The sequence below is a fragment of the Hymenobacter psychrotolerans DSM 18569 genome (genome assembly GCF_900142395.1).
GTDB classification, from domain to species: domain Bacteria; phylum Bacteroidota; class Bacteroidia; order Cytophagales; family Hymenobacteraceae; genus Hymenobacter; species Hymenobacter psychrotolerans.
In genome coordinates, this window is the sequence record NZ_FRAS01000013.1 from 12,586 (window position 1) to 30,220 (window position 17,635).

Below are 17,635 nucleotides of genomic sequence, written 5' to 3' on the forward strand. Positions count from 1 at the left end.
CGACATGACCAAACCCTTCCTCTTTTTGCTGGCCTTCACCTTCGGCGGAGTCGCGACGGCCCGCGCCCAACACCATACCCCGGCTGGTACTACATCAATGCCGGGCACGACCCACTCCATGACGGGCATGACCGGCCTGAAGATGGACCACACAGCCGCGCCCGGCACCCCGGTCGCCGCCTTCCAGCACGGCATGGATTCGGTGATGGTGGTGATGGACGAGGGCATGCGCCGCATGGAGGGGGCCCGCCCCGACGACATCGACGCCAGCTTCGCGGCCATGATGCTGCCCCACCACCAGGGGGCCGTGGACATGGCCCGTCTGCAGTTGCTGTACGGCAAGGACCCCGCCCTGCGCCGCCTGGCCCAAAGCATCATCGCCGAGCAGCAGGTCGAGATTCAGCAGATGGCTGCCTGGCTGAAACAGCACCCCGTGGGCACGCAGAACCCTGGCAAATAGTACCTAATTCCGTTTAAACCGTCATGCTGAGCTTGTCGCAGCATCGCTACCGCTTCGTTGAAGAAGTGTTGATTAGTAAAGAGGTAGCGATGCTGCGACTTCGTTCAGCATGACGTTCTTTTTTCCCTATCCCATGAAATTCCCTCTCCTCCCCGGCCTGCTGCTCATTTCCAGCGTGGCGGCGGCTCAGGTCGTCAGCCACCGCGACCGGGTGTACACCGCCGACCAGATTTCCAACACCGTCTCGGTTATCGACCCCATGGATAACAAGCTGCTGGGCCAGATTATTCTGGGTAAGCCGCAGCCCGACTTGCTCTCGGCGCTCTACAAGGGGCAGGCGCTGGTACACGGCCTGGGTGCTTCGTCCGACCATAAGCTGCTGGCCGTGGTGTCGGTGGGCTCCAACAACGTGACCTTCATCGAAACGGCCACTAACGTCATCAAAGGCAGCGTGTACGTGGGGCGGGCCCCGCACGAGGCCACCTTCCGGCCCGATGGCAAGGAGGCCTGGATAACGGTGCGCGGCGAGGACTACCTATCGGTGATTGACGTGGCCACGATGCGCGAAACCCGCCGTGTGCCCGTGCCCAACGGCCCCGGCCAGATTGCCTTCAGCCCCGACGGCAAGCGCGCCTTTGTGTGCTCCAGCTTCTCGCCCGAGCTGGCCGTGGTGGACGTGGCCACTTACAAAGTCATCAAAAAGGTGCCGGTGGTGAGCCCCTTCTCGCCCAACATCTTCCCCACCAAAGACGGCCAGCAAATCTGGTTCACCCACAAGGATGTGGGCAAGGTATCGGTACTGGATACCAAGACGCTCACCATCAGCGGCGTGCTGACAACCGGCCCCGTCACCAACCACGTGGCCACGGTGGATGTGGCGGCCGGCAAGCTGGCCTACGTGACCGTAGGCGGCGAGGACGTAGTGAAGGTGTACAGCCGCGCCCCGGGCTTCAAGCAGCTGGCCACCATTCCGGTGGGGGCTAATCCGCACGGCATCTGGCCCTCGGGCGACGGCAGCCGGATGTACGTGGGCCTGGAAAACGGCGACTCCGCCGTGGCCATCAGCACGGCCAGCAACCGGGTGCTGGCCAAAATCAAGGTAGGCCAGGCCCCAATGGCGCTGATGTACGTGCCCAACGCCGTGCCTGCCGGCGCGGCCACAAACACCGGCCTCGGCCGGCAGCTGGTTGACCAGCCCGCCGTGGTGCGGACGCTCAAGCCGCCCACCGCTGGCCCCGCCACCGGCACCATGACGCTGCGCTCGGAAGGGCTGGTGGATTTGGCCACCTTCGCCCTGCGCGGCCTGACGCCGAACACCGACTACGACATCTTCCTGACCAGCGGCACCAAAGCGCCCTACGCGCGCGACTACGCCCTGACCACCGTGCGCACCGATGCCAAAGGCGGGGCCATGGGCCAGGCCCTGGGGCCGGTGCAGCGCATCGCGGGCGGCGAGTTGAACCCAGCGGGCAAAAAGTTTTCGCGGGTAATCGTCGCACCCAAAACCACTGACGGTGAACCCGCTTTACTGGCCGAATAGTCCGGCTTAGACTGGGCGGCAAAACCAGCATTTCATCCCTCCATGCGCATCACTACCTTATCCACCTGGGCCCTGGCAGCCACGCTGTTGCTCGGGGCCTGCTCGAAAAAGAACAGCGAGGAAACCGAGCCCGACATGGTCATTCCGCCCGACCCCGGCCCCATCGCAGCCAGCGCCGCCGACCGGGTGTACCTGGCCGACCAGTCATCGAACACGGTGTCGGTGCACGACCCGAGCACCAACCGGCTGCTGGGCGTGATTCGCTTGGGCAAGGGCCGGCCCGAGTTTCTGAGCCCGCTCTACGACATGGAGTCCAACGTGCACGGGCTGGGGGTGTCGCCCGATGGCAAGACGCTGGGCGTGATTGCCACCCTCACCAACGCGGTGATTTTTATCGACCTAGCCACCAACACCGTCAAGGGCAAGGTATACGTGGACCGCAACCCCCACGAGGGCTTTTTCACGCCCGACGGCAGACAGTTCTGGGTGGCGGTGCGCGGCAAGGATTACGTGACGGTGATTGACGTGGAGAAAATGCAGGTGGTGAAAAACATTGCCACCGAGCACGAGCCGAGCATGGTCGTGTTCCGGCCCGATGGCAAAGTGGCCTTCGTGGACCACTCCGAAACCGCTACGCTCGACGTAATTGATGTGAAGAAGCGCGAGGTCATTGCCCGGGTGCCGGTGGTGAGCAAGTTCTCGCCCAACCTGGTGGTGACCGAGGACGGCCAGCAGGTCTGGATGACCCACAAAGACGTGGGCAAGGTGACCGTGGTGAACGCCCAGACCTACGCCGTGGAAGGCGTGATTGACACCGGCCCCGGCACCAACCATGTGAACATGGCCGGCCCCGGCGGCGGCACCCGCTTCAGCGGGGCCAGCGCCGGCGACTTCGCTTACGTAACCGTGGGCGGCGAAAACGCGGTGAAGGTGTATTCGCGCCAGCGCCAGCTGCTGGCCACTATCCCGGTGGGGGCCAACCCGCACGGTGTGTGGCCCAACGGCGACGGCAGCAAGCTCTACGTGGGCCTGGAAAACGGCGACGCGCTGGTCAGCATCGACACCAAAACCAACACCAAGCTCACCGAAACCGGCAGCGGCCAGGCCCCGCAGGCCCTGCTCTACGTGGTGAAAGCCGGCGGTGGCAGCCCCGGCGCCAGTGGGCTGGAAGCCTTCACGCCGGTGACGCCGGTGAACATCCGCCTGGTGCCCGTGGGTACGCAGCCGGTGCCCGGCGTGGGCGGCGGGGCCACCATCCGCCCCACCGAAGACCTCGACGAAATGGTACTGGCCCTCAAGCAGCTGGCCGCCAACACCACCTACACCCTGTACCTGTCGGACAGCAAAACCGCATTGGTGGCCCCGGAGCCGGTCATTTCCTTCAAAACCGATGATGGTGGCGCAGTCGAAGTCAACGCCTACTACCAGATTCGGCTGCGGCTGGCAGGCCGGTTCGCCGTGGTGGTGCTCGGCGACAAAAACCCGGCCGGCGCGGTCACGCTCACGCAGCCGTAAGCCGGCTGCTGACCAAGAAGGCCCCTGGTGCATGTCGCATCAGGGGCTTTTTTAGGGGCGCAAACGCTTTTGCTTCGGGTAGCACCGGGGTTTTTTGTTGCTCAACTACCTTCGCCGCTTGCTAGCTGGCAGGCCGCCAATTCCCGGCAATGGGCCCGAAAGCGCAGCAGCCCGACCGTCAGCACCAGCCCCGCCACCGCCAGCGCGGAGTAACCCAACCGGCCGCCCCGCTCGGGGTGAAACTGAAGGAGCGCCAGCCCGAAGCCCACCAGCGCCAGGCTGGTGCGCACGTAGGTGAGCAAAGTGCGCTCATTGGCCAGCCGGGTCCGTTGCAGGGCCAGCCGGTCCGAGAGGGCGAGTGGGTTGGTGGGGGGGGGTAGCGGCATAAGGGAGTAGGCTACGGGAGGGTAATGGCATCGCCCGGTTCGGCCAGCCGGTGAAACACGATGCCGTGCTTCTCAAAATACGGCCCGTAGTTCTCGTAGCGCTGCTGGATGAAGAAGGGCTTGAGGTAGCCGTCGTGTACGGGCAAAATTTGCCTGGGACGCATTTTCAGGGCGAAATCGGCCACCACCAGCTCCGTGAGAAAAGGCGCGGTGACGGGCAGCAGGAGCATTTCCACCCCCGCGAAGGGCAACAAATTGTTAGCAAAAGAGTCGGCGGGATTTAGCACCTTGCCATTCACCAGCCAGGCGGTCATTTGCGGCAAGGGGCTGTCGAGAATGGCCTCGTGCTGCACCGGAAGGGCCAGCAGCTGAAACACGCCCAAGTCTAGGCGACCTTCCTCGTGGATTTGCACCGTGAGGCCGTGCGCTTTCAGTTCGGTTGCCACCTCGCGGTTAGAGATGATAATGACCTGACGCAGGGCCACGATTTTCTGAAGCGCCGCCACGTCGAGGTGGTCGGGGTGGTTGTGGGTGATGATGATGACCGATACGTCTTTGAAAACCTCGGGGTGCACCAAGCCTTCGATGAAGGAAAACTTGCCCGGGTCGAAAAGAATCTGTTGGCCGTCGAGTTCGAACAGCAAACAGGAATGAATGTATTTGGTGATGCGCATGGCATTGAAAATGAGGTTGTTCTAGCTGCTTCGGTAGTCCAACTTCCTCCGTGCGCTTTGCGCTATACCGTGTGCAGAATCACGTAGAGCGAGCCAGTCGAAATCACCAACCAGAGCAGGATGCCCAGCACGTAGGGCTTGATGCCCACCGAGCGCACCACCTTGGCCGACAGGCCCGCGCCGATGAAAAACAGCGTCACCGTGAGGCCGATTTTGGCCAGGTTCACCATCACCGGGCCCAGGGGCTTGGCGGCGGGCACGAAGGTGTTGAGCAGCATGGCGGCGATGAAGCCGAAGATGAAATAGGGAATTTTCACCTTGACGCCCTTCTGCTTGAAAATCATGGCCGTGCCAATGGAAATCGGGATAATCCACAGGGCCCGGGCCAGCTTCACGGTGGTGGCTACTTCCAGGGCTTTATTGCCGTAGGCGGCCGCCGCGCCCACCACCGAACTGGTGTCGTGGATGGCAATGGCGCACCAAAGGCCGAACTGGTTCTGAGTCATGGCCAGCGCGTGGCCGATGGGCGGGAAGGCAAACAGGGCCAGCGCGTTGAGCACGAACACCGTGCCCAGGGCCACCGACATCTCCTCGTCCTTGGCCCGCAGCACCGGCCCGATGGCCGCGATGGCCGAGCCGCCGCAAATGGCGGTGCCGCACGAAATCAGATGCACCACGTGCCGGCCCAGCCCCAACCACCGGCCCACCACCAGGCCCAGCAGCAGCGTGCCGAAGATGGACACCACCGTGAACAGGATGCCCTCCTTGCCGGCCTGCACCGCCGCGTGGGCGTTCATGCCGAAGCCCAGCCCGATAACCGAGAACTGCAGCAGCTTGGCCGTGGCCTTTTTGGTTTGGGTAGTGAAGGGGTTGCCGATGGTCTGGGCCAGCACCAAGCCCAGGGCCAGGGCAATGGGCGGCGAGGCCCAGGGCGTGAGGCAGAACACGAAGAACAGCACGAACACCACCTGCTTCAGGGTGAAATCCTGCCCGAACAGCACGCGGGGCGTGTGCAGGTGGCGGAAGAAGCCGGTGGTTTCGTTGAATTCAGGAGCGGCCGGTTCCTGCGCCGGAGCGGGAGCGAGCGGCGAATCAGGGGCTTGCGGAGTTGCGGAATGAACCGGGAGTGCCATGAGCGGGAGGGGGTTGTTTCTGAGGCAAATATACGGCGACCCCTACGCAAAGGATTATCCAATCGTGTTATCCTGCATAACCAAAAGTTATTTATAGAATAGCTGATTTTTGCATTCCCGCCAGTCTTGAGCCGCCCGGATGGCCGTGGCAGCAGTTGTTACGGCACCGGCAGACCTGTGCCATCGCCAATCTGCCGTTGGACGAACCACCCGGTTCACCTCCTGCTGTATAAGTACAGCCGCTGCCAGCTGACACCGAATGGTTATCCGGCATCGCCAGCCTTTATTTGGCCCCCTTGAATTGCCCCTGCACGAAGCTCAGAAACCGCTGGGCCGGCCGGGCCAGCACCTGTCCCTGCACCCAGAGTGCCTCGAACTGCCGGGCCAGGTGCAGCCCTTTGATGGGCACGATTTCGAGCAGTCCAGCCGCCAGCTCGCGGTCCAGGGCCCGGCGCGACACGAATCCCAGGGCCGCCGGCGCGGCTTCGAGGTAGCGCTTGATGGCTTCCGTATTGTCCAGGTAAAGGGCTACGGAAAGGCTGCTGAGCTTAATGTGCTGCGCCCGCAGAGCAAATTCGAGAATTTCCAGCGTGCCCGAGCCCCGCTCGCGCAACACCAGCGGGTGGGCCAGGGCCTCGGCCAAGGACAGCGGCGTGGCGAGCGGGGAACCGGGCGCGACGCGGCGCACGGCCACCAACTCGTCGGGCAGCAACGGCTCGTAGTGCAGGTCGTGGCTTTTGGTGCGGCCTTCTACAAAGCCCAAATCCAGCTCGCCGCGTAGTAGGGCATCGGCAATGCGCTCGGAATTGGCGTTCAGGAACGAGAGCTGCACCTGCGGGTAGCGGGCCTGAAAGGCGGGCAGCAACCCCGGCAGCACGTACTGGGCCAAGGTGGTGCTGGCCCCCAGGCGCAGGCGGCCGGCGGCCTCTTCGGGGTCACGCAGGGCCAGGAGCTGGTCTTCGAGCTGCTGCTGGGCGGCGGCGGCGGCATCGGCGTGGGCGTGCAGCAGGCGGCCGGCCTCGGTGAGGCTCACGCGGTTGCCGCGCCGCTCCAACAGGCGCTGGCCGTACTGGGCTTCCAGCTCACGAATGTGCTTGGTGACGGCCGGCTGGCTCACAAACAGCTCCTGCCCGGCCTTGGTAAAGCTCAGATGCCGGGCCACGGTGGCAAATACGCGCAGACGAAAATCGGACATGGCGGCAAGGTAGGCAGTTTGCTATAACCTCGGGGCGGACCCTCCCCGCTCATTTCGGGCACTCATCCGCCCACCCTGCCAACGCCGCTTACCGAACCAGCTTCTCCAGCGCGGCCTTGAACTCGGGGGTGTAGTACGCGGCCATGCCGTCGTGGCAGGTGACCACCTGGCCGTCGGGGCCGATGATGACGGTGGCAAGAATGGAGTTGGAATCGAATGGGGCAGGCACTTCGGCTTTTCAGAGGCCGATATAGTACAGCGAGGCGAGGCCCAGCGAAAGCCTGACGAAGCGGATACTACCTTCCCAAGGCGCTGGTTTACGCCGAGGTGCAGCAGGTTGATAGACACGAAGTAGGCGAGAAATTGGTCGGACGCATTTCGGAGTGGCAGACACAGGTGTTTCGGTGCGCCGGGCGGAGCCGTGCCGGCCGCCTCCCTTACCATCCAGACCAAACTCCTTATCTCTCCCTCAATGGTCTACACTCCGTCGGCGAGGTACGGCGTACGCTGGCGCAGTACCAGCAACGGCTCAAGTTACGGCCAACCAAATGAGTGTAGTAAGCAGGTATAGGGTAACCAGAGCGTGACGCTGACGCAGCAGCATTAGCACAGCTTACTGCCCAACGTCCGTTCTAATTTGGCAAAGGGCGTTTAACCTTTGTACTAAACTTTTAACCAAGGCCACTATTGGGCTTTGGCTTGTTCAGCTACTTCGGCCAAGTCACGCGCACGGAGGAAACCATCATCCCGAAGGTGGAAATTACCGCCTCCAGCGGCATCAAGATTCGGCAGCAGCCCGACCCAGAAGCTTCTGTGGTCGGCTCGGCGGTTTACGGTAGTCTGCTTCCCCTCACGGACAGCACCATGAACCATTGGTATGGGGTATCTACTGGGCAGTACGTCTCCAAAAAATTCGCCCGCATTACCCGCGTTCCGGAAGTCAAACAATACCTGCGCTTAGACGATCAGCCTAGCTTATTCTGGACCGGTCTTGCCTTTTGCCTGGCGGCTGTGCTAGCCGCTTACATGTATCTGTCACGGGTTGACAAAAGGCGTCTGACACTGGAAATCAACTATGAGTTCAACGATGATTTAGCCCAGGTACACGCCGACTTCCTGAAAGCCTTTGGCCAGATTTCCAATTCGCACAGAGTCTGGCAGTATTTGCACTCCGAACGTATCAACGACCGACGGCGCAATGCCGGGGCCAGTAATGCCATTTCGCGCATCGGCCTTGGGGGCGTTTCCTTAAATAGAAAGCCCTCCCGTCACTTGCAAACCAATGTTCCCATTCCGTATCTGGGTCTGCGCAACACCGAACTATACTTTTTTCCTGAACGCTTGGTCATTCGTCGTAATAACCAATTCGCGGCCGTCTTGGGGTAGCACTAGAGTAGGAACAGAAATTCCCGCTAAGAGTATATAGTATATAATATATTAAATACTATGAATGTCGGTGCGGAAAAGCAGTTGGCAGCTTATATTATATTTCACTCAGCACGCGGGCCGAAAGAAGCGTTCGAAAAACCTTCCCGAAAACCGGTCCTCAAAACGCCGTTCTTAGTACCGGCACGGCCGGTAGCAAACTCGTTCGAGAAACAGTAGTTTTGCGAATGAGTATTCAACGCCTATACACTACCGAGCGTGTCGTGCGAGGTATCTATAAATTTCATCCTGATGCCATCTATCCTAAGGGAGGTAAAAGGATTATGAACTGTGAAGACAAGCTCAGAGAGCATTGTCATCGTTTCGCCGTGATTGCCATTGAGGGAGAATATTGTGTTGGCGTCATGCTCACGACTTCAGCAGGCTACGGTAATATTGAAATGGCCCCTACGCATTTCGAAGCAGGGTTTTCGTTTGGTTTCCACGAAAAAAAGGGGTCGTACTTTGTCAATCAGCCACTGCAAAAGGTGTATGAGCTGGCAGAACTTGTTGGCATGCTGAGTGCCGATGGATTTAGGAAGGTGTCCGATCGTATGCATGGGCCGCCCGTAACATGGCGTGAACACGTACAGAACACCTGCAAAGACCGATGAGGGCCGCGATTTACGCCCGTGTCAGTACTAAGGACAAAGGGCAGACTAACGAAAACCAGCTACGGGAACTGCGGGACTTCGCGCGGCGGCTGGGCTACGCTATTTATAAGGAGTACACGGATCAGGAAAGCGGCGGCAACGCAGAACGTCCCCAGTTCCAACAATTGTTCGTGGATGCGCACCAGCGCCGTTTTGATGTAGTGCTATTCTGGGCGCTGGACCGCTTTAGCCGCGAGGGCGTAACCGAGACGCTCAATCACCTGCAGCGGCTCACCGCCGTCGGGGTGCAGTTCAAGTCTTTCACCGAGCAGTACCTGGACAGCACGGGTTTATTCCGGGATGCCATCATTGGCTTTCTGGCCGCCATTGCCAAGCAGGAACGGGTACGTTTTTCGGAGCGCATTAAAACCGGGCAGGCGCGGAGCAGCAAAAAACCGGGCCGCCCCGCCCTGGCTCCGGAGATGATTGCCGAATTACGCCGGCTGCGCAGCACGGGCCTAAGCTTTAAAAAGATTCAAGTGGCGACCGGCGTCCCCGTGGCGACGATGCACAAATACCTGGTGTAGTGACTCCGGTCGGTCTGCTATCCGCTCCGTTATTCTACAGGAACAAACCGCTCCTGCCAGTTTTCGGGGTTGCGCAACGGGCGCAACTGCCCCGCCGCAATGCTTTCGGGCAGCGTAAAATCGTAGCGGCCCAACATATTGACGTGCTCGTGCAACAGGGGCGACAGGCGCGCCACATCGTCCGGTAGTAGGGCCGCTTCCGTTGCTGGCCACTCTTGTAGGGCTTGCTGCAAATACCGCGTGTTCCATAGCACCAACGCATTCACCACCAGGCCCAAGGCTCCCAACTGGTCCTCCATGCCCTCCCGGTAGCGTTGGCGCAGCTCGCCCTTCTTGCCGTGAAAGACGGCCCGGGCCAGCGCGTGCCGACCTTCACCCCGGTTGAGTTGCACCAGAATACGCCGCCAGTACGCCTCATCGTGCACATAGGCCAGCAGGTAGAGGGTTTTCTCCACCCGCCCCAGCTCGGCCACCGCCCGCCCCAGACCCGAGAGGGAGCCGGCCCGTTGCAGGGTGCGCATGACGGCCGTAGCCTTGACCTTACCCAATTTGAGCGAACCAGCCAGCCGGAGCATATCGTCCCAGTGCTCCGAAATGAGCCGGGCATTGATGACGTGACGACTCAACTCGTTGAGCGGACCATAGTCATCCTCTTTATGGAGACGCCAGAACCGCTGGTCCGGCAGATCGGCCAGCCGGGGGCTGAAGCGGAAGCCCAGCAGCGAAAAGAGCCCGAATACTACTTCGCTGAAACCGTGCGTATCGGCCATAATTTCGCGGGGGTCTAGGCTGGTTTGTTGTTCCAGCAGCCCAGCCAGAATAAACAAGGAGTCGCGCAGCGTGCCGGGAATGACAATGCCGTGGATGCCCGAGAACTGGTTGCTGGTGAAATTATAATAGGTAACCCCCCGCTGGGAGGCGAAGTACTTGCTGTTCCAGCCCGCGTAGATGGTGCGCACGGGCACGACGAAGCGCATCCCATCGGCGGAGGCCACCTCCCCGCCGCCCCAGGCCTGGGCCAGGGGCAACTGGGCTTGGCCGTCCACCAGCCGGGCATTGGCCGCCGTCAGGGTTTCGGCGCGCAGGTAGTTTTGCTGTACCCACGAGAGGCGGGGCAGCGTCAGGGCGGGCACATCGGCCCGCGCCACCGTTTTCAGCCCGATGTTGCAGGCCTGGGCCAGCAGTACGGCGCAGATGCTCAAGGGCAGGTCGGTCGCAGCGGTTTGCCCGTCGGCCACGTGCGTAAAGGCGCTGGCAAAGCCGGTGAAGGCCTCCACTTCCAGCAGAAGAGCGGCCAACTCGACCGGGGGCAACTTCTCCGCCAGCTGTTCGCGTAGGCGCGTCAGGCTGGCCAGCTCCTGCTGGGCCGCCAGCGGAGTCAAGGTAATGGACGGTTGACCGTCGATCTGCAGCAGTTGCAGGGCCGTATTCCGGGCCAGGTTAGCGCTTACTTCGGTATAGGCGGCATGCAGTTGCTGTTGCAGGCGGGCCAATTCTACGGCGGGGTCGATGGAGCGGTCCAGGGCACGGGCCACCGAATCCCGCGCCTCCGCCCAGGCCTCGCCCCGGAGCAATTCGGCGCGTGGGTCGCCAAACCGTTCGCTGCGCGGCACGAAGACTTCTCGGCGGCGCAGGGCCTGGTGCAGCCGGTCCAGCACGCACAGCGTGTACGCATGCGGGTTGACGTCCCCTTAGCCGGGAAAGACGCGCCGGGCCCAGCTTTTCGGAATAACCGCCACGGGGGCGGTGGCCCATTTAGGCCGGCCCCGACCGGGCTGCTCTTGCTGCTGTAAAAAGTGCCAGGCATCAAGCAAGGACTTGGCCGACGGAGAGCCCTCGAAGACCAGGCCGCCGAGCAGTGCGGGCAGAAAGCGGCGAACCGTGGCGTAGCTGCCGGCCAGCACCTGGAGCATCGGGTCGTCCTCGCTGCTGGCCAGGTCCTGCACGGCATCGGCCGCCTCCCGGAGCGCGGTTTCGCCCAGGGTGCTGAGTACCCGCTGCCGCAGGGCCGCATCAGGTACCGTCTCGTCCAGCAGGATGCGCACGGCCTGTTGTAATAGCAGCGCGGCCTCGTCCAGGTCTTTGAGGGAGCGCAGCCGCTCGCGCCGCCGTTTCGCCTCCCCGCGCAGGGCCAATGCACTCATCAGCCCGTCAAACAATTCCAGAATGTCATCGGTAGCGGTGCGTTCCAGCGCCTGCACGAAAGCCAGCAATGTGGCGACCCGGCGTTCCGTCCCCATGCGCAAAAGCGGCTGGGCCCAGGCCAGCTGCGCGTGCCGGGCCATGCGCGCCAGGCGGGCTTCCGGCAGGTCGCTCAGGGGCACGTCGCCGACACCGAGGGCGCGAATCTGGTCTAGCCGTTGTAGCGCGGCGACCAGCGCGGGGGCGGAAACGCGGGTAGGGGACGTGCGCAATACTTCCAAGAGGGTGAGCCGCCCGCCGGGCAATACCACGAGCAAGGTCTCCAGGGCGTTCTGTTGCGTCGCATTCAACCGTGCAACCACCTGGCGGTAGATATGACGACCAGTGCGCTCACGCACCCGCGCAATGAGGCGGGCCAGCACCGTGACGCCGGGCAGTACCACGCGTAGGGCGACCAGGTGGGCGGTGGCCAGGTCAAACAACACGCTGGGGCGTACGGTGCTGGTGGTGACCTGTGCGTAGAGCCAGCGTGTAAGTCGAAACGCCTGTGCGGCTTCGAAGGGGACATAGTGCAGGTAGGCCAGCACCGCCGTCTGGTGTTCGTACCATGTGCTGACGCGCTTACCGTACGCTGTCCACTCGGTGGGGTCGACCTGTAACTGTGCGGCCAGCGTCTCCACGACAACGGCCGGCACCTGGGTAGGTTCAGGCAGGAAGGTCCCCAAATAGCGTAGGGTGCCAAGTTGCACGGCACAGCCGAGCTGGTTGGGCCGGCGTCGTCGCCGGGCCACGAATGCCCGATCATCCGGGCTCAGGTAAAAGAAACGGGCCAACTGCTCGGGGCTGGGGTCGGCAAAGAAGCGTCCGTAGCGAGCGGCTTGCTCGTCACTCAGAAATTCTACCGGCATACGAAGAAGAAAGTAGGTGCGACGTAAACATACGTCATGCAATGTCGTATATTTGCGACATACTTCCTGCCTGGCTACCTGCTGCTATGTCTTCCTCCCCTGATACGCCGGTTCATCCGTTGCTGCGCGTCGTGCTCGAACGGGTACTGCGCACCGAATGCCTAGTGCTGGAAAGCCTGCGCCTGCAAACACAAGGCGGCTACAACGGCCTGCCGGGCGGGGGCGACGAGCAGCGGCTCAAAGCAGCTGAGCAGCGCGCATACCAACGTGCCGAAACCCTGCTTACCCAACTGCTGACGGCGACGGCAGTGCCTTCTACTTCCCCCGAACCACTTCCGGCTTCCTCCCATGACCTACGCTAAAACCGCCGCCTTTACCGAAGAGCAGCAGCACTTGTCCCGCGTGGCCAAGGCCCTGGCCCACCCGGCGCGAGTGGCCATCATTCAGCTGCTGGCCAGCAAGCAGACCTGCATATCGGGTGATATCGCCGCTGAGTTGCCGCTCTCCCGCACCACCGTTTCCCAGCACCTGCAGGAGCTGAAAGCCCTGGATCTGATACGCGGTGAAATCGACGGCCTCACCGTCTGCTACTGCCTCAACACCGAGCTGCTGCAACGGGTCCACCAGCAGTTCACGGCCTTTTTCCTAGAAGCCACCAGCGGCGCGGCCTGCGGCCCCGACGATGCCTGCGCCTGCTAGGCCCCATCCCTTTTTCATCCTCTTATCAACACGTAACGCCATGAAAATCTCTGAAATCAAGCAGGCTTTGGCCGAAGTGGAAGCCGTCAATTTCCGTTTGCCCACGGGCGAGTACCTGCCCGCGCACTTCCACGTTACGGAAGTGGGCTTGGTGAGCAAGCACTTCATCGACTGCGGCGGCGTGGAGCGCCAGGAGCAGGTCGCCAACTTCCAGCTCTGGGAGGCCGGCGACTACGACCACCGGTTGGCTCCCCAGAAATTCCTGCACATCCTCAACCTGTCGGAGAAAATCCTGGGCACCGAAGACCTGGGCATTGAGGTGGAGTACCAGCAGGCCACCATCGGCAAGTTCGGTTTGACCTTCGACGGCACCGATTTCGTGCTCACGGCCAAGCAAACGGCTTGCCTGGCTCAGGATGCCTGCGGCATTCCGGCGGCTCAGCAAATTGTCCTGCCTCAGGTGCAAACGGCTGGCGGCTGCACGCCGGGCGGCGGGTGCTGCTAGACTGACAAACGGCGCAGCCCTCCCGGGTTGCGCCGTTTTGCTTTTTCCTTCCTCCACTCTGTTTTACTTCTTATGACGATTGCCTTTTTCTCCGACGTGCACGGCAACCTGCCGGCCCTCGAAGCAGCGCTGGCCGATATGGAGCAGCGCCGCCCGGACATGATTTTCTGCTTGGGTGACTTGGTGGGCTACGCGCCCTGGCCCAACGAAGTGGTGAACGAGGTACGCCGCCGGGGCATCCCCACGCTGGCCGGCAATTACGACCAGGGCATCGGGCTGGCCAGCAGCAACTGCGGCTGCGCCTACAAAACCGACACGGAAAAAGACCTGGGCGCGCAAAGCATCGCCTACACCAACCACGTCGTGGGCGACGACGAGCGGCGCTACCTGCGCCTGCTGCCCAAGCACATGCGCCTGGAGTTTCAGGAGGAGCCCTGCACGCTCAGCCTGCTGATGGTGCACGGCTCACCGCGCAAAATCAACGAGTACCTGTTTGAGGACCGGCCCGAAGCCAGCTTCCTGCGGGTGTTGCAGGATGCTAACGCCGACATCATGCTGTTCGGCCACACCCACAAGCCCTACCACCGCACCTTCGCCTACGAGGTGGAGGGCGAAACCCGCTACCGGCACGCCCTCAACATCGGCTCGGTGGGCAAGCCCAAGGACGGCGACCCCCGCGCCGCCTACCAGCTGCTGCACCTGGACGAGAACACCACGCTTACCGACCCCAACAGCGTACGCTCGGAACTGATTCGGGTGGAATACGACGTGGAGAAAGCGGCGCAGGCAGTAGAAGCCTCGCCGCTGCCCAACGAGTACGCCGACATGCTGCGCAAGGCCTACTAGGGCCGCGCACTCGCTGCCCGGTCGTTTCCACCATGAAATATCTCCCTTTCCTCGTGCTGGTGCTGGCCGGGTCCGCCCTCACCACGCAGTCGGCCGTGAACAGCCAGCTGCGCGGGGGCCTGCACAGCGTGATGTGGGCCGTGCTGGCGTCCTATCTGGTCGGCACCCTGGCCGCGGCCCTGGTGCTGGCCAGTACCCAGACGCCGCTGCCGACGCTGGCCGCCGTGCAGGGGGTGCGCTGGTACCAGTGGACGGGCGGGGCACTGGGCATGGTCTACATCGCGGCCATCACCTTCTCGCTGCAGCGCGTAGGCGCCGCCTCGCTCTTCGCCCTGGTCGTGACCGGCCAGCTGCTCACCGCCCTGCTCTTCGACCAGTTGGGGTTGCTGGGCCTGGCGCGCAGCCCCCTTACGCTGAGCCGGCTGGCCGGGGCGCTGCTGCTCGTCGCCGGGGCCTACCTGCTCAACCGCAAATAACCGCCCATCATCGTTCCGCTTCTGCATCTTTTCCTTATGCAACTGCTTTCCATGACCGCCGCGCACTGGCCCGCTGTGCGCCGTATTTACGAGCAAGGCGTGGCCACGGGCCAGGCCACGTTCCAGACCGAAGCCCCAACCTGGGCCGAGTGGGACTACGCCCACCTGCCCCATAGCCGTCTGGTGGCCGTGGATGCCGGCTACGGCGGCAGCGGGCAGGTGCTAGGCTGGGCGGCCCTCTCGCCCGTGTCGAGTCGCTGCGTGTACGGCGGCGTGGCGGAGGTGAGCGTGTACGTGGCCGCTGATGCCCGGGGGCGGGGCGTAGGCCGGGAGTTGCTGGCGGCACTCAGCACCGAATCCGAGGCCTACGGCATCTGGACGCTGCAGGCCAGCATCTTCCCCGAAAACACGACCAGCATCAGCATTCACCTCGGGGCCGGCTTCCGCGAAGTCGGCCGCCGCGAGCGGATTGGCCAGTTGCACGGCCTCTGGCGCGACACGCTGCTGCTCGAACGCCGCAGTGCCGTGGTTAGCGTCCCCCCGGCCCTGGTGGCTGCCTTTTCACCTTCCGAATCATCCGAACTAGCTAACCCGCATGTCAACGCATAATCACTCGGCTTCCCTCGAAGCCCCGGCCCCCACGGCTTTGGCCGAAAAGAAACTCTCCGGCCTTGACCGGGGCCTCACGCTCTGGATTTTCCTTGCCATGGCCCTAGGCGTGGGCCTGGGCTACTTCGTGCCCGGCATCAACGGGGCCATCAACTACTTCTCGGTGGGCACCGTGAACGTGCCGCTGGCCATCGGCCTGATTCTGATGATGTACCCGCCGCTGGCCAAGGTGAAGTACGAAGAGCTGCCCAAAGTCTTCAAAAACACCCGCATCATTGGCCTTTCGCTGGTGCTGAACTGGATTGTGGGGCCGCTGCTCATGTTCTTCATCGCCATCTGGCTGCTGCCCGACAAGCCCGAGTACATGATGGGCCTGATTCTGATTGGCATTGCCCGCTGCATTGCCATGGTGCTGGTGTGGAACGACCTGGCCGACGGCTCCCGCGAATACGCGGCCGGGCTGGTGGCGCTGAACTCCATCTTTCAGGTGCTGTTCTACTCGGTGCTGGCCTGGCTGTTCATCACGGTGCTGCCGCCCTACTTCGGGCTGAAAGGCTACGCCGTGAACATCGGCATCGGGGATATTGCCCAGAGCGTGCTCATCTACCTGGGTATTCCCTTCGCCGCCGGCTTTCTCTCGCGCACCATCCTGCGCCGGCTGAAAGGCAACGAGTGGTACGACACGGTTTTCATCCCGGCCATCAGCCCGATTACGCTGGTGGCGCTGCTGCTCACCATCGTGGTCATGTTCAGTTTGAAGGGGGAAACCATCGTGCAGGTGCCGCTGGACGTGCTGCGCATCGCCCTGCCGCTGGCCATCTACTTCGGGGTCATGTTCGTGCTCAGCTTTGCCGCCGGCAAGTGGCTGGGGGCCGACTACGCCGAGAATGCCAGCATTGCCTTCACGGCCACCGGCAACAACTTCGAGCTGGCCATTGCCGTGGCCATCGGCGTGTTCGGCCTGAACTCGGGCCAGGCCTTCGCCGGTGTGATTGGGCCGCTGATTGAGGTGCCGGCGCTGATTGCGCTGGTCAACCTGGCCTTCTGGTTCCGCCGCCGCTGGTACGGTGGTAAAACGGTCGTTGCTTCCTCTACCACTTCCACCCCGGCCGCATGAACCAGCTGCTCGTTCTGACCGACTTTTCCGCCGCCGCCGATAATGCGCTGGCCTACGCCGCGCAATTGGCCCAGCCCCTGCGGGCCGGCCTGCTGCTGCTGCATGTGCGCCGCACCTCGCTGTTGGACCCCGAAGCCCTGACGGGCAAGTACCCGGCCCGCACCGAAGCCGAAGCCCGCGCCTTGCTGCAGCAGCAGGCCGCGCACTGGCAGCAGCAGGGCATTGCCTGCACCGGGCAGGTAGCCGCCGGCGACGTGACCGAGGAATTTGTAGCCGCGGCCCGGGCGCACGGCGTCCTGCTGGCGGTGGCCAGCAAGTGCGACACCGAGGAATTGCCCGATGAGCTGGTCAACAGCACGGTGCTGCGTTTGCTGCGCCACACGCCCTGCCCGCTGCTGGTCGTGCCCGAATCCTACCGGCAGCACGCGCTGCCGCTGCACTGGCTGGTAGCCCTCGACGAGCAGCCCGCCCAACTGGGGGCGCTGGCGACGGCCGCACAACCCTTGCTCGAAGCGGGCCACCCCCTCGTGCAGGGCGTGCAGGTCATCGGGGAGGGCCAGGCAACGAGTCCGGCACATCCGGCAAATCTGGCCACGGCGCTCGGGGCCGAAGCTCCGATGCAGGTGCTGCCCGGCTCCGATGTGGCGCTGGTACTCACCAAGCGGGCCCGGCAGCAGTTGGGCAGTTGGCTGGTGCTCTGGGCGCGCTCCCGCAGCCGGCTGAGCAACCTGTTTCACCGCAGCCGCACGGCGGCCGTCGTGCTGCACAGCCCGGTGCCGGTGCTGGTGCTCCCCGAAGCGGCAGCGTAACGCTTTCTTCCTCCTT

The 17,635-nt window shown here is 62.9% G+C and carries 20 protein-coding genes and 1 pseudogene; 14 read left to right on the forward strand and 7 right to left on the reverse strand.

Going from position 1 to position 17,635, the window contains the following annotated elements:
- The first annotated feature begins 4 nt into the window (after positions 1-4).
- The 3 genes from BUE15_RS12460 to BUE15_RS12470 all read left to right on the forward strand — a co-directional run bounded on the left by BUE15_RS12460 (position 5) and on the right by BUE15_RS12470 (position 3,515).
- Entirely contained in the window at positions 5-460 is a 456-nt protein-coding gene (locus BUE15_RS12460; RefSeq protein WP_065814192.1) for a DUF305 domain-containing protein, read from the forward strand.
- 133 nt (positions 461-593) lie between these two features.
- The gene (locus BUE15_RS12465) at positions 594-2,000 is read left to right on the forward strand and encodes a YncE family protein (RefSeq protein WP_044518525.1); all 1,407 of its coding nucleotides are present in this window, start codon (positions 594-596) and stop codon (positions 1,998-2,000) included.
- 42 nt (positions 2,001-2,042) lie between these two features.
- A complete protein-coding gene (locus BUE15_RS12470) occupies positions 2,043-3,515 on the forward strand; it encodes a YVTN family beta-propeller repeat protein (RefSeq protein ID WP_084549015.1) in 1,473 nt (490 codons plus the stop codon).
- Positions 3,516-3,616: 101 nt separating this feature from the next.
- Here the strand turns inward: BUE15_RS12470 and BUE15_RS12475 are convergent, their stop codons facing one another.
- The 5 genes from BUE15_RS12475 to BUE15_RS21585 form a co-directional block, all read right to left on the reverse strand.
- Positions 3,617-3,901, reverse strand: a complete 285-nt coding sequence (locus BUE15_RS12475) for a DUF202 domain-containing protein (RefSeq protein ID WP_073285404.1) — start codon at positions 3,899-3,901, stop codon at positions 3,617-3,619.
- A gap of 11 nt (positions 3,902-3,912) precedes the next feature.
- The gene (locus BUE15_RS12480; protein WP_073285406.1) at positions 3,913-4,575 is read right to left on the reverse strand and encodes an MBL fold metallo-hydrolase; all 663 of its coding nucleotides are present in this window, start codon (positions 4,573-4,575) and stop codon (positions 3,913-3,915) included.
- A 62-nt stretch (positions 4,576-4,637) separates the two neighbouring features.
- Positions 4,638-5,708 carry a YeiH family protein gene (locus tag BUE15_RS12485; protein ID WP_230687945.1) on the reverse strand — a complete coding sequence of 357 codons (1,071 nt, stop codon included), beginning with the start codon at positions 5,706-5,708 and terminating at the stop codon, positions 4,638-4,640.
- Between the two features lie 283 nt (positions 5,709-5,991).
- Complete coding sequence (locus tag BUE15_RS12490; RefSeq protein ID WP_073285409.1) at positions 5,992-6,903, reverse strand: LysR substrate-binding domain-containing protein; 912 nt, start codon at positions 6,901-6,903, stop codon at positions 5,992-5,994.
- A gap of 88 nt (positions 6,904-6,991) precedes the next feature.
- Positions 6,992-7,132: a hypothetical protein gene (locus BUE15_RS21585; protein WP_179225616.1), complete on the reverse strand. Its 141-nt coding sequence runs from the start codon at positions 7,130-7,132 to the stop codon at positions 6,992-6,994.
- A gap of 470 nt (positions 7,133-7,602) precedes the next feature.
- On the opposite strand from BUE15_RS21585, the gene BUE15_RS12495 reads away from it, so the two are divergent.
- The 3 genes from BUE15_RS12495 to BUE15_RS12505 all read left to right on the forward strand — a co-directional run bounded on the left by BUE15_RS12495 (position 7,603) and on the right by BUE15_RS12505 (position 9,508).
- Positions 7,603-8,289: an SH3 domain-containing protein gene (locus BUE15_RS12495; protein WP_139252266.1), complete on the forward strand. Its 687-nt coding sequence runs from the start codon at positions 7,603-7,605 to the stop codon at positions 8,287-8,289.
- A 227-nt stretch (positions 8,290-8,516) separates the two neighbouring features.
- Complete coding sequence (locus tag BUE15_RS12500) at positions 8,517-8,942, forward strand: hypothetical protein (RefSeq protein ID WP_073285415.1); 426 nt, start codon at positions 8,517-8,519, stop codon at positions 8,940-8,942.
- Positions 8,939-9,508 carry a recombinase family protein gene (locus BUE15_RS12505; protein ID WP_073285417.1) on the forward strand — a complete coding sequence of 190 codons (570 nt, stop codon included), beginning with the start codon at positions 8,939-8,941 and terminating at the stop codon, positions 9,506-9,508. The genes BUE15_RS12500 and BUE15_RS12505 overlap by 4 nt, the downstream gene beginning before the upstream one ends.
- 29 nt (positions 9,509-9,537) lie before the next feature.
- On the opposite strand, the pseudogene BUE15_RS22195 reads toward BUE15_RS12505, so the two are convergent.
- Positions 9,538-11,184, reverse strand: a pseudogene (locus tag BUE15_RS22195) (Tn3 family transposase); the annotation flags it as partial.
- Between the two features lie 15 nt (positions 11,185-11,199).
- Positions 11,200-12,558: a DUF4158 domain-containing protein gene (locus tag BUE15_RS22200; protein WP_211617651.1), complete on the reverse strand. Its 1,359-nt coding sequence runs from the start codon at positions 12,556-12,558 to the stop codon at positions 11,200-11,202.
- Positions 12,559-12,644: 86 nt separating this feature from the next.
- On the opposite strand from BUE15_RS22200, the gene BUE15_RS12515 reads away from it, so the two are divergent.
- The 8 genes from BUE15_RS12515 (at position 12,645) to BUE15_RS12550 (ending at position 17,619) form a co-directional block, all read left to right on the forward strand.
- A complete protein-coding gene (locus BUE15_RS12515; protein ID WP_125433150.1) occupies positions 12,645-12,920 on the forward strand; it encodes a hypothetical protein in 276 nt (91 codons plus the stop codon).
- Positions 12,907-13,257 (forward strand): ArsR/SmtB family transcription factor, encoded by a 351-nt coding sequence (locus BUE15_RS12520; protein WP_073285423.1) that lies wholly within the window; start codon positions 12,907-12,909, stop codon positions 13,255-13,257. Before BUE15_RS12515 ends, BUE15_RS12520 begins: the two co-directional genes overlap by 14 nt.
- A 40-nt stretch (positions 13,258-13,297) precedes the next feature.
- Positions 13,298-13,762, forward strand: a complete 465-nt coding sequence (locus BUE15_RS12525; protein ID WP_073285426.1) for a DUF6428 family protein — start codon at positions 13,298-13,300, stop codon at positions 13,760-13,762.
- Positions 13,763-13,834: 72 nt separating this feature from the next.
- Positions 13,835-14,608 (forward strand): metallophosphoesterase family protein, encoded by a 774-nt coding sequence (locus BUE15_RS12530; protein WP_073285429.1) that lies wholly within the window; start codon positions 13,835-13,837, stop codon positions 14,606-14,608.
- A 32-nt stretch (positions 14,609-14,640) separates the two neighbouring features.
- On the forward strand, positions 14,641-15,084 hold the full coding sequence (locus BUE15_RS12535; protein ID WP_073285432.1) for a DMT family transporter: 444 nt from the start codon (positions 14,641-14,643) through the stop codon (positions 15,082-15,084).
- Between the two features lie 36 nt (positions 15,085-15,120).
- Positions 15,121-15,693, forward strand: a complete 573-nt coding sequence (locus tag BUE15_RS12540) for a GNAT family N-acetyltransferase (protein ID WP_073285435.1) — start codon at positions 15,121-15,123, stop codon at positions 15,691-15,693.
- Positions 15,680-16,810 carry an ACR3 family arsenite efflux transporter gene (gene arsB / locus BUE15_RS12545; protein ID WP_073285438.1) on the forward strand — a complete coding sequence of 377 codons (1,131 nt, stop codon included), beginning with the start codon at positions 15,680-15,682 and terminating at the stop codon, positions 16,808-16,810. Before BUE15_RS12540 ends, arsB begins: the two co-directional genes overlap by 14 nt.
- Positions 16,807-17,619 carry a universal stress protein gene (locus BUE15_RS12550; RefSeq protein WP_073285441.1) on the forward strand — a complete coding sequence of 271 codons (813 nt, stop codon included), beginning with the start codon at positions 16,807-16,809 and terminating at the stop codon, positions 17,617-17,619. The genes arsB and BUE15_RS12550 overlap by 4 nt, the downstream gene beginning before the upstream one ends.
- The last annotated feature ends 16 nt before the right edge of the window (positions 17,620-17,635 follow it).

Excerpts from the sequence above, each read along its gene's own strand:
- BUE15_RS12460 (WP_065814192.1), top strand. The coding sequence starts at position 5 with ATGACCAAACCCTTCCTCTTTTTGCTGGCCTTCACCTTCGGCGGAGTC.
- BUE15_RS22200 (WP_211617651.1), bottom strand. The coding sequence starts at position 12,558 with ATGCCGGTAGAATTTCTGAGTGACGAGCAAGCCGCTCGCTACGGACGC.
- BUE15_RS12480 (WP_073285406.1), bottom strand. The coding sequence starts at position 4,575 with ATGCGCATCACCAAATACATTCATTCCTGTTTGCTGTTCGAACTCGAC.
- BUE15_RS12465 (WP_044518525.1), top strand. The coding sequence starts at position 594 with ATGAAATTCCCTCTCCTCCCCGGCCTGCTGCTCATTTCCAGCGTGGCG.
- BUE15_RS12530 (WP_073285429.1), top strand. The coding sequence starts at position 13,835 with ATGACGATTGCCTTTTTCTCCGACGTGCACGGCAACCTGCCGGCCCTC.
- arsB (WP_073285438.1), top strand. The coding sequence starts at position 15,680 with ATGTCAACGCATAATCACTCGGCTTCCCTCGAAGCCCCGGCCCCCACG.
- BUE15_RS12490 (WP_073285409.1), bottom strand. The coding sequence starts at position 6,903 with ATGTCCGATTTTCGTCTGCGCGTATTTGCCACCGTGGCCCGGCATCTG.
- BUE15_RS12540 (WP_073285435.1), top strand. The coding sequence starts at position 15,121 with ATGCAACTGCTTTCCATGACCGCCGCGCACTGGCCCGCTGTGCGCCGT.
- BUE15_RS12535 (WP_073285432.1), top strand. The coding sequence starts at position 14,641 with ATGAAATATCTCCCTTTCCTCGTGCTGGTGCTGGCCGGGTCCGCCCTC.
- BUE15_RS12505 (WP_073285417.1), top strand. The coding sequence starts at position 8,939 with ATGAGGGCCGCGATTTACGCCCGTGTCAGTACTAAGGACAAAGGGCAG.
- BUE15_RS12485 (WP_230687945.1), bottom strand. The coding sequence starts at position 5,708 with ATGGCACTCCCGGTTCATTCCGCAACTCCGCAAGCCCCTGATTCGCCG.
- BUE15_RS12550 (WP_073285441.1), top strand. The coding sequence starts at position 16,807 with ATGAACCAGCTGCTCGTTCTGACCGACTTTTCCGCCGCCGCCGATAAT.
- BUE15_RS12475 (WP_073285404.1), bottom strand. The coding sequence starts at position 3,901 with ATGCCGCTACCCCCCCCCACCAACCCACTCGCCCTCTCGGACCGGCTG.
- BUE15_RS12470 (WP_084549015.1), top strand. The coding sequence starts at position 2,043 with ATGCGCATCACTACCTTATCCACCTGGGCCCTGGCAGCCACGCTGTTG.
- BUE15_RS12520 (WP_073285423.1), top strand. The coding sequence starts at position 12,907 with ATGACCTACGCTAAAACCGCCGCCTTTACCGAAGAGCAGCAGCACTTG.
- BUE15_RS12500 (WP_073285415.1), top strand. The coding sequence starts at position 8,517 with ATGAGTATTCAACGCCTATACACTACCGAGCGTGTCGTGCGAGGTATC.
- BUE15_RS12515 (WP_125433150.1), top strand. The coding sequence starts at position 12,645 with ATGTCTTCCTCCCCTGATACGCCGGTTCATCCGTTGCTGCGCGTCGTG.
- BUE15_RS12525 (WP_073285426.1), top strand. The coding sequence starts at position 13,298 with ATGAAAATCTCTGAAATCAAGCAGGCTTTGGCCGAAGTGGAAGCCGTC.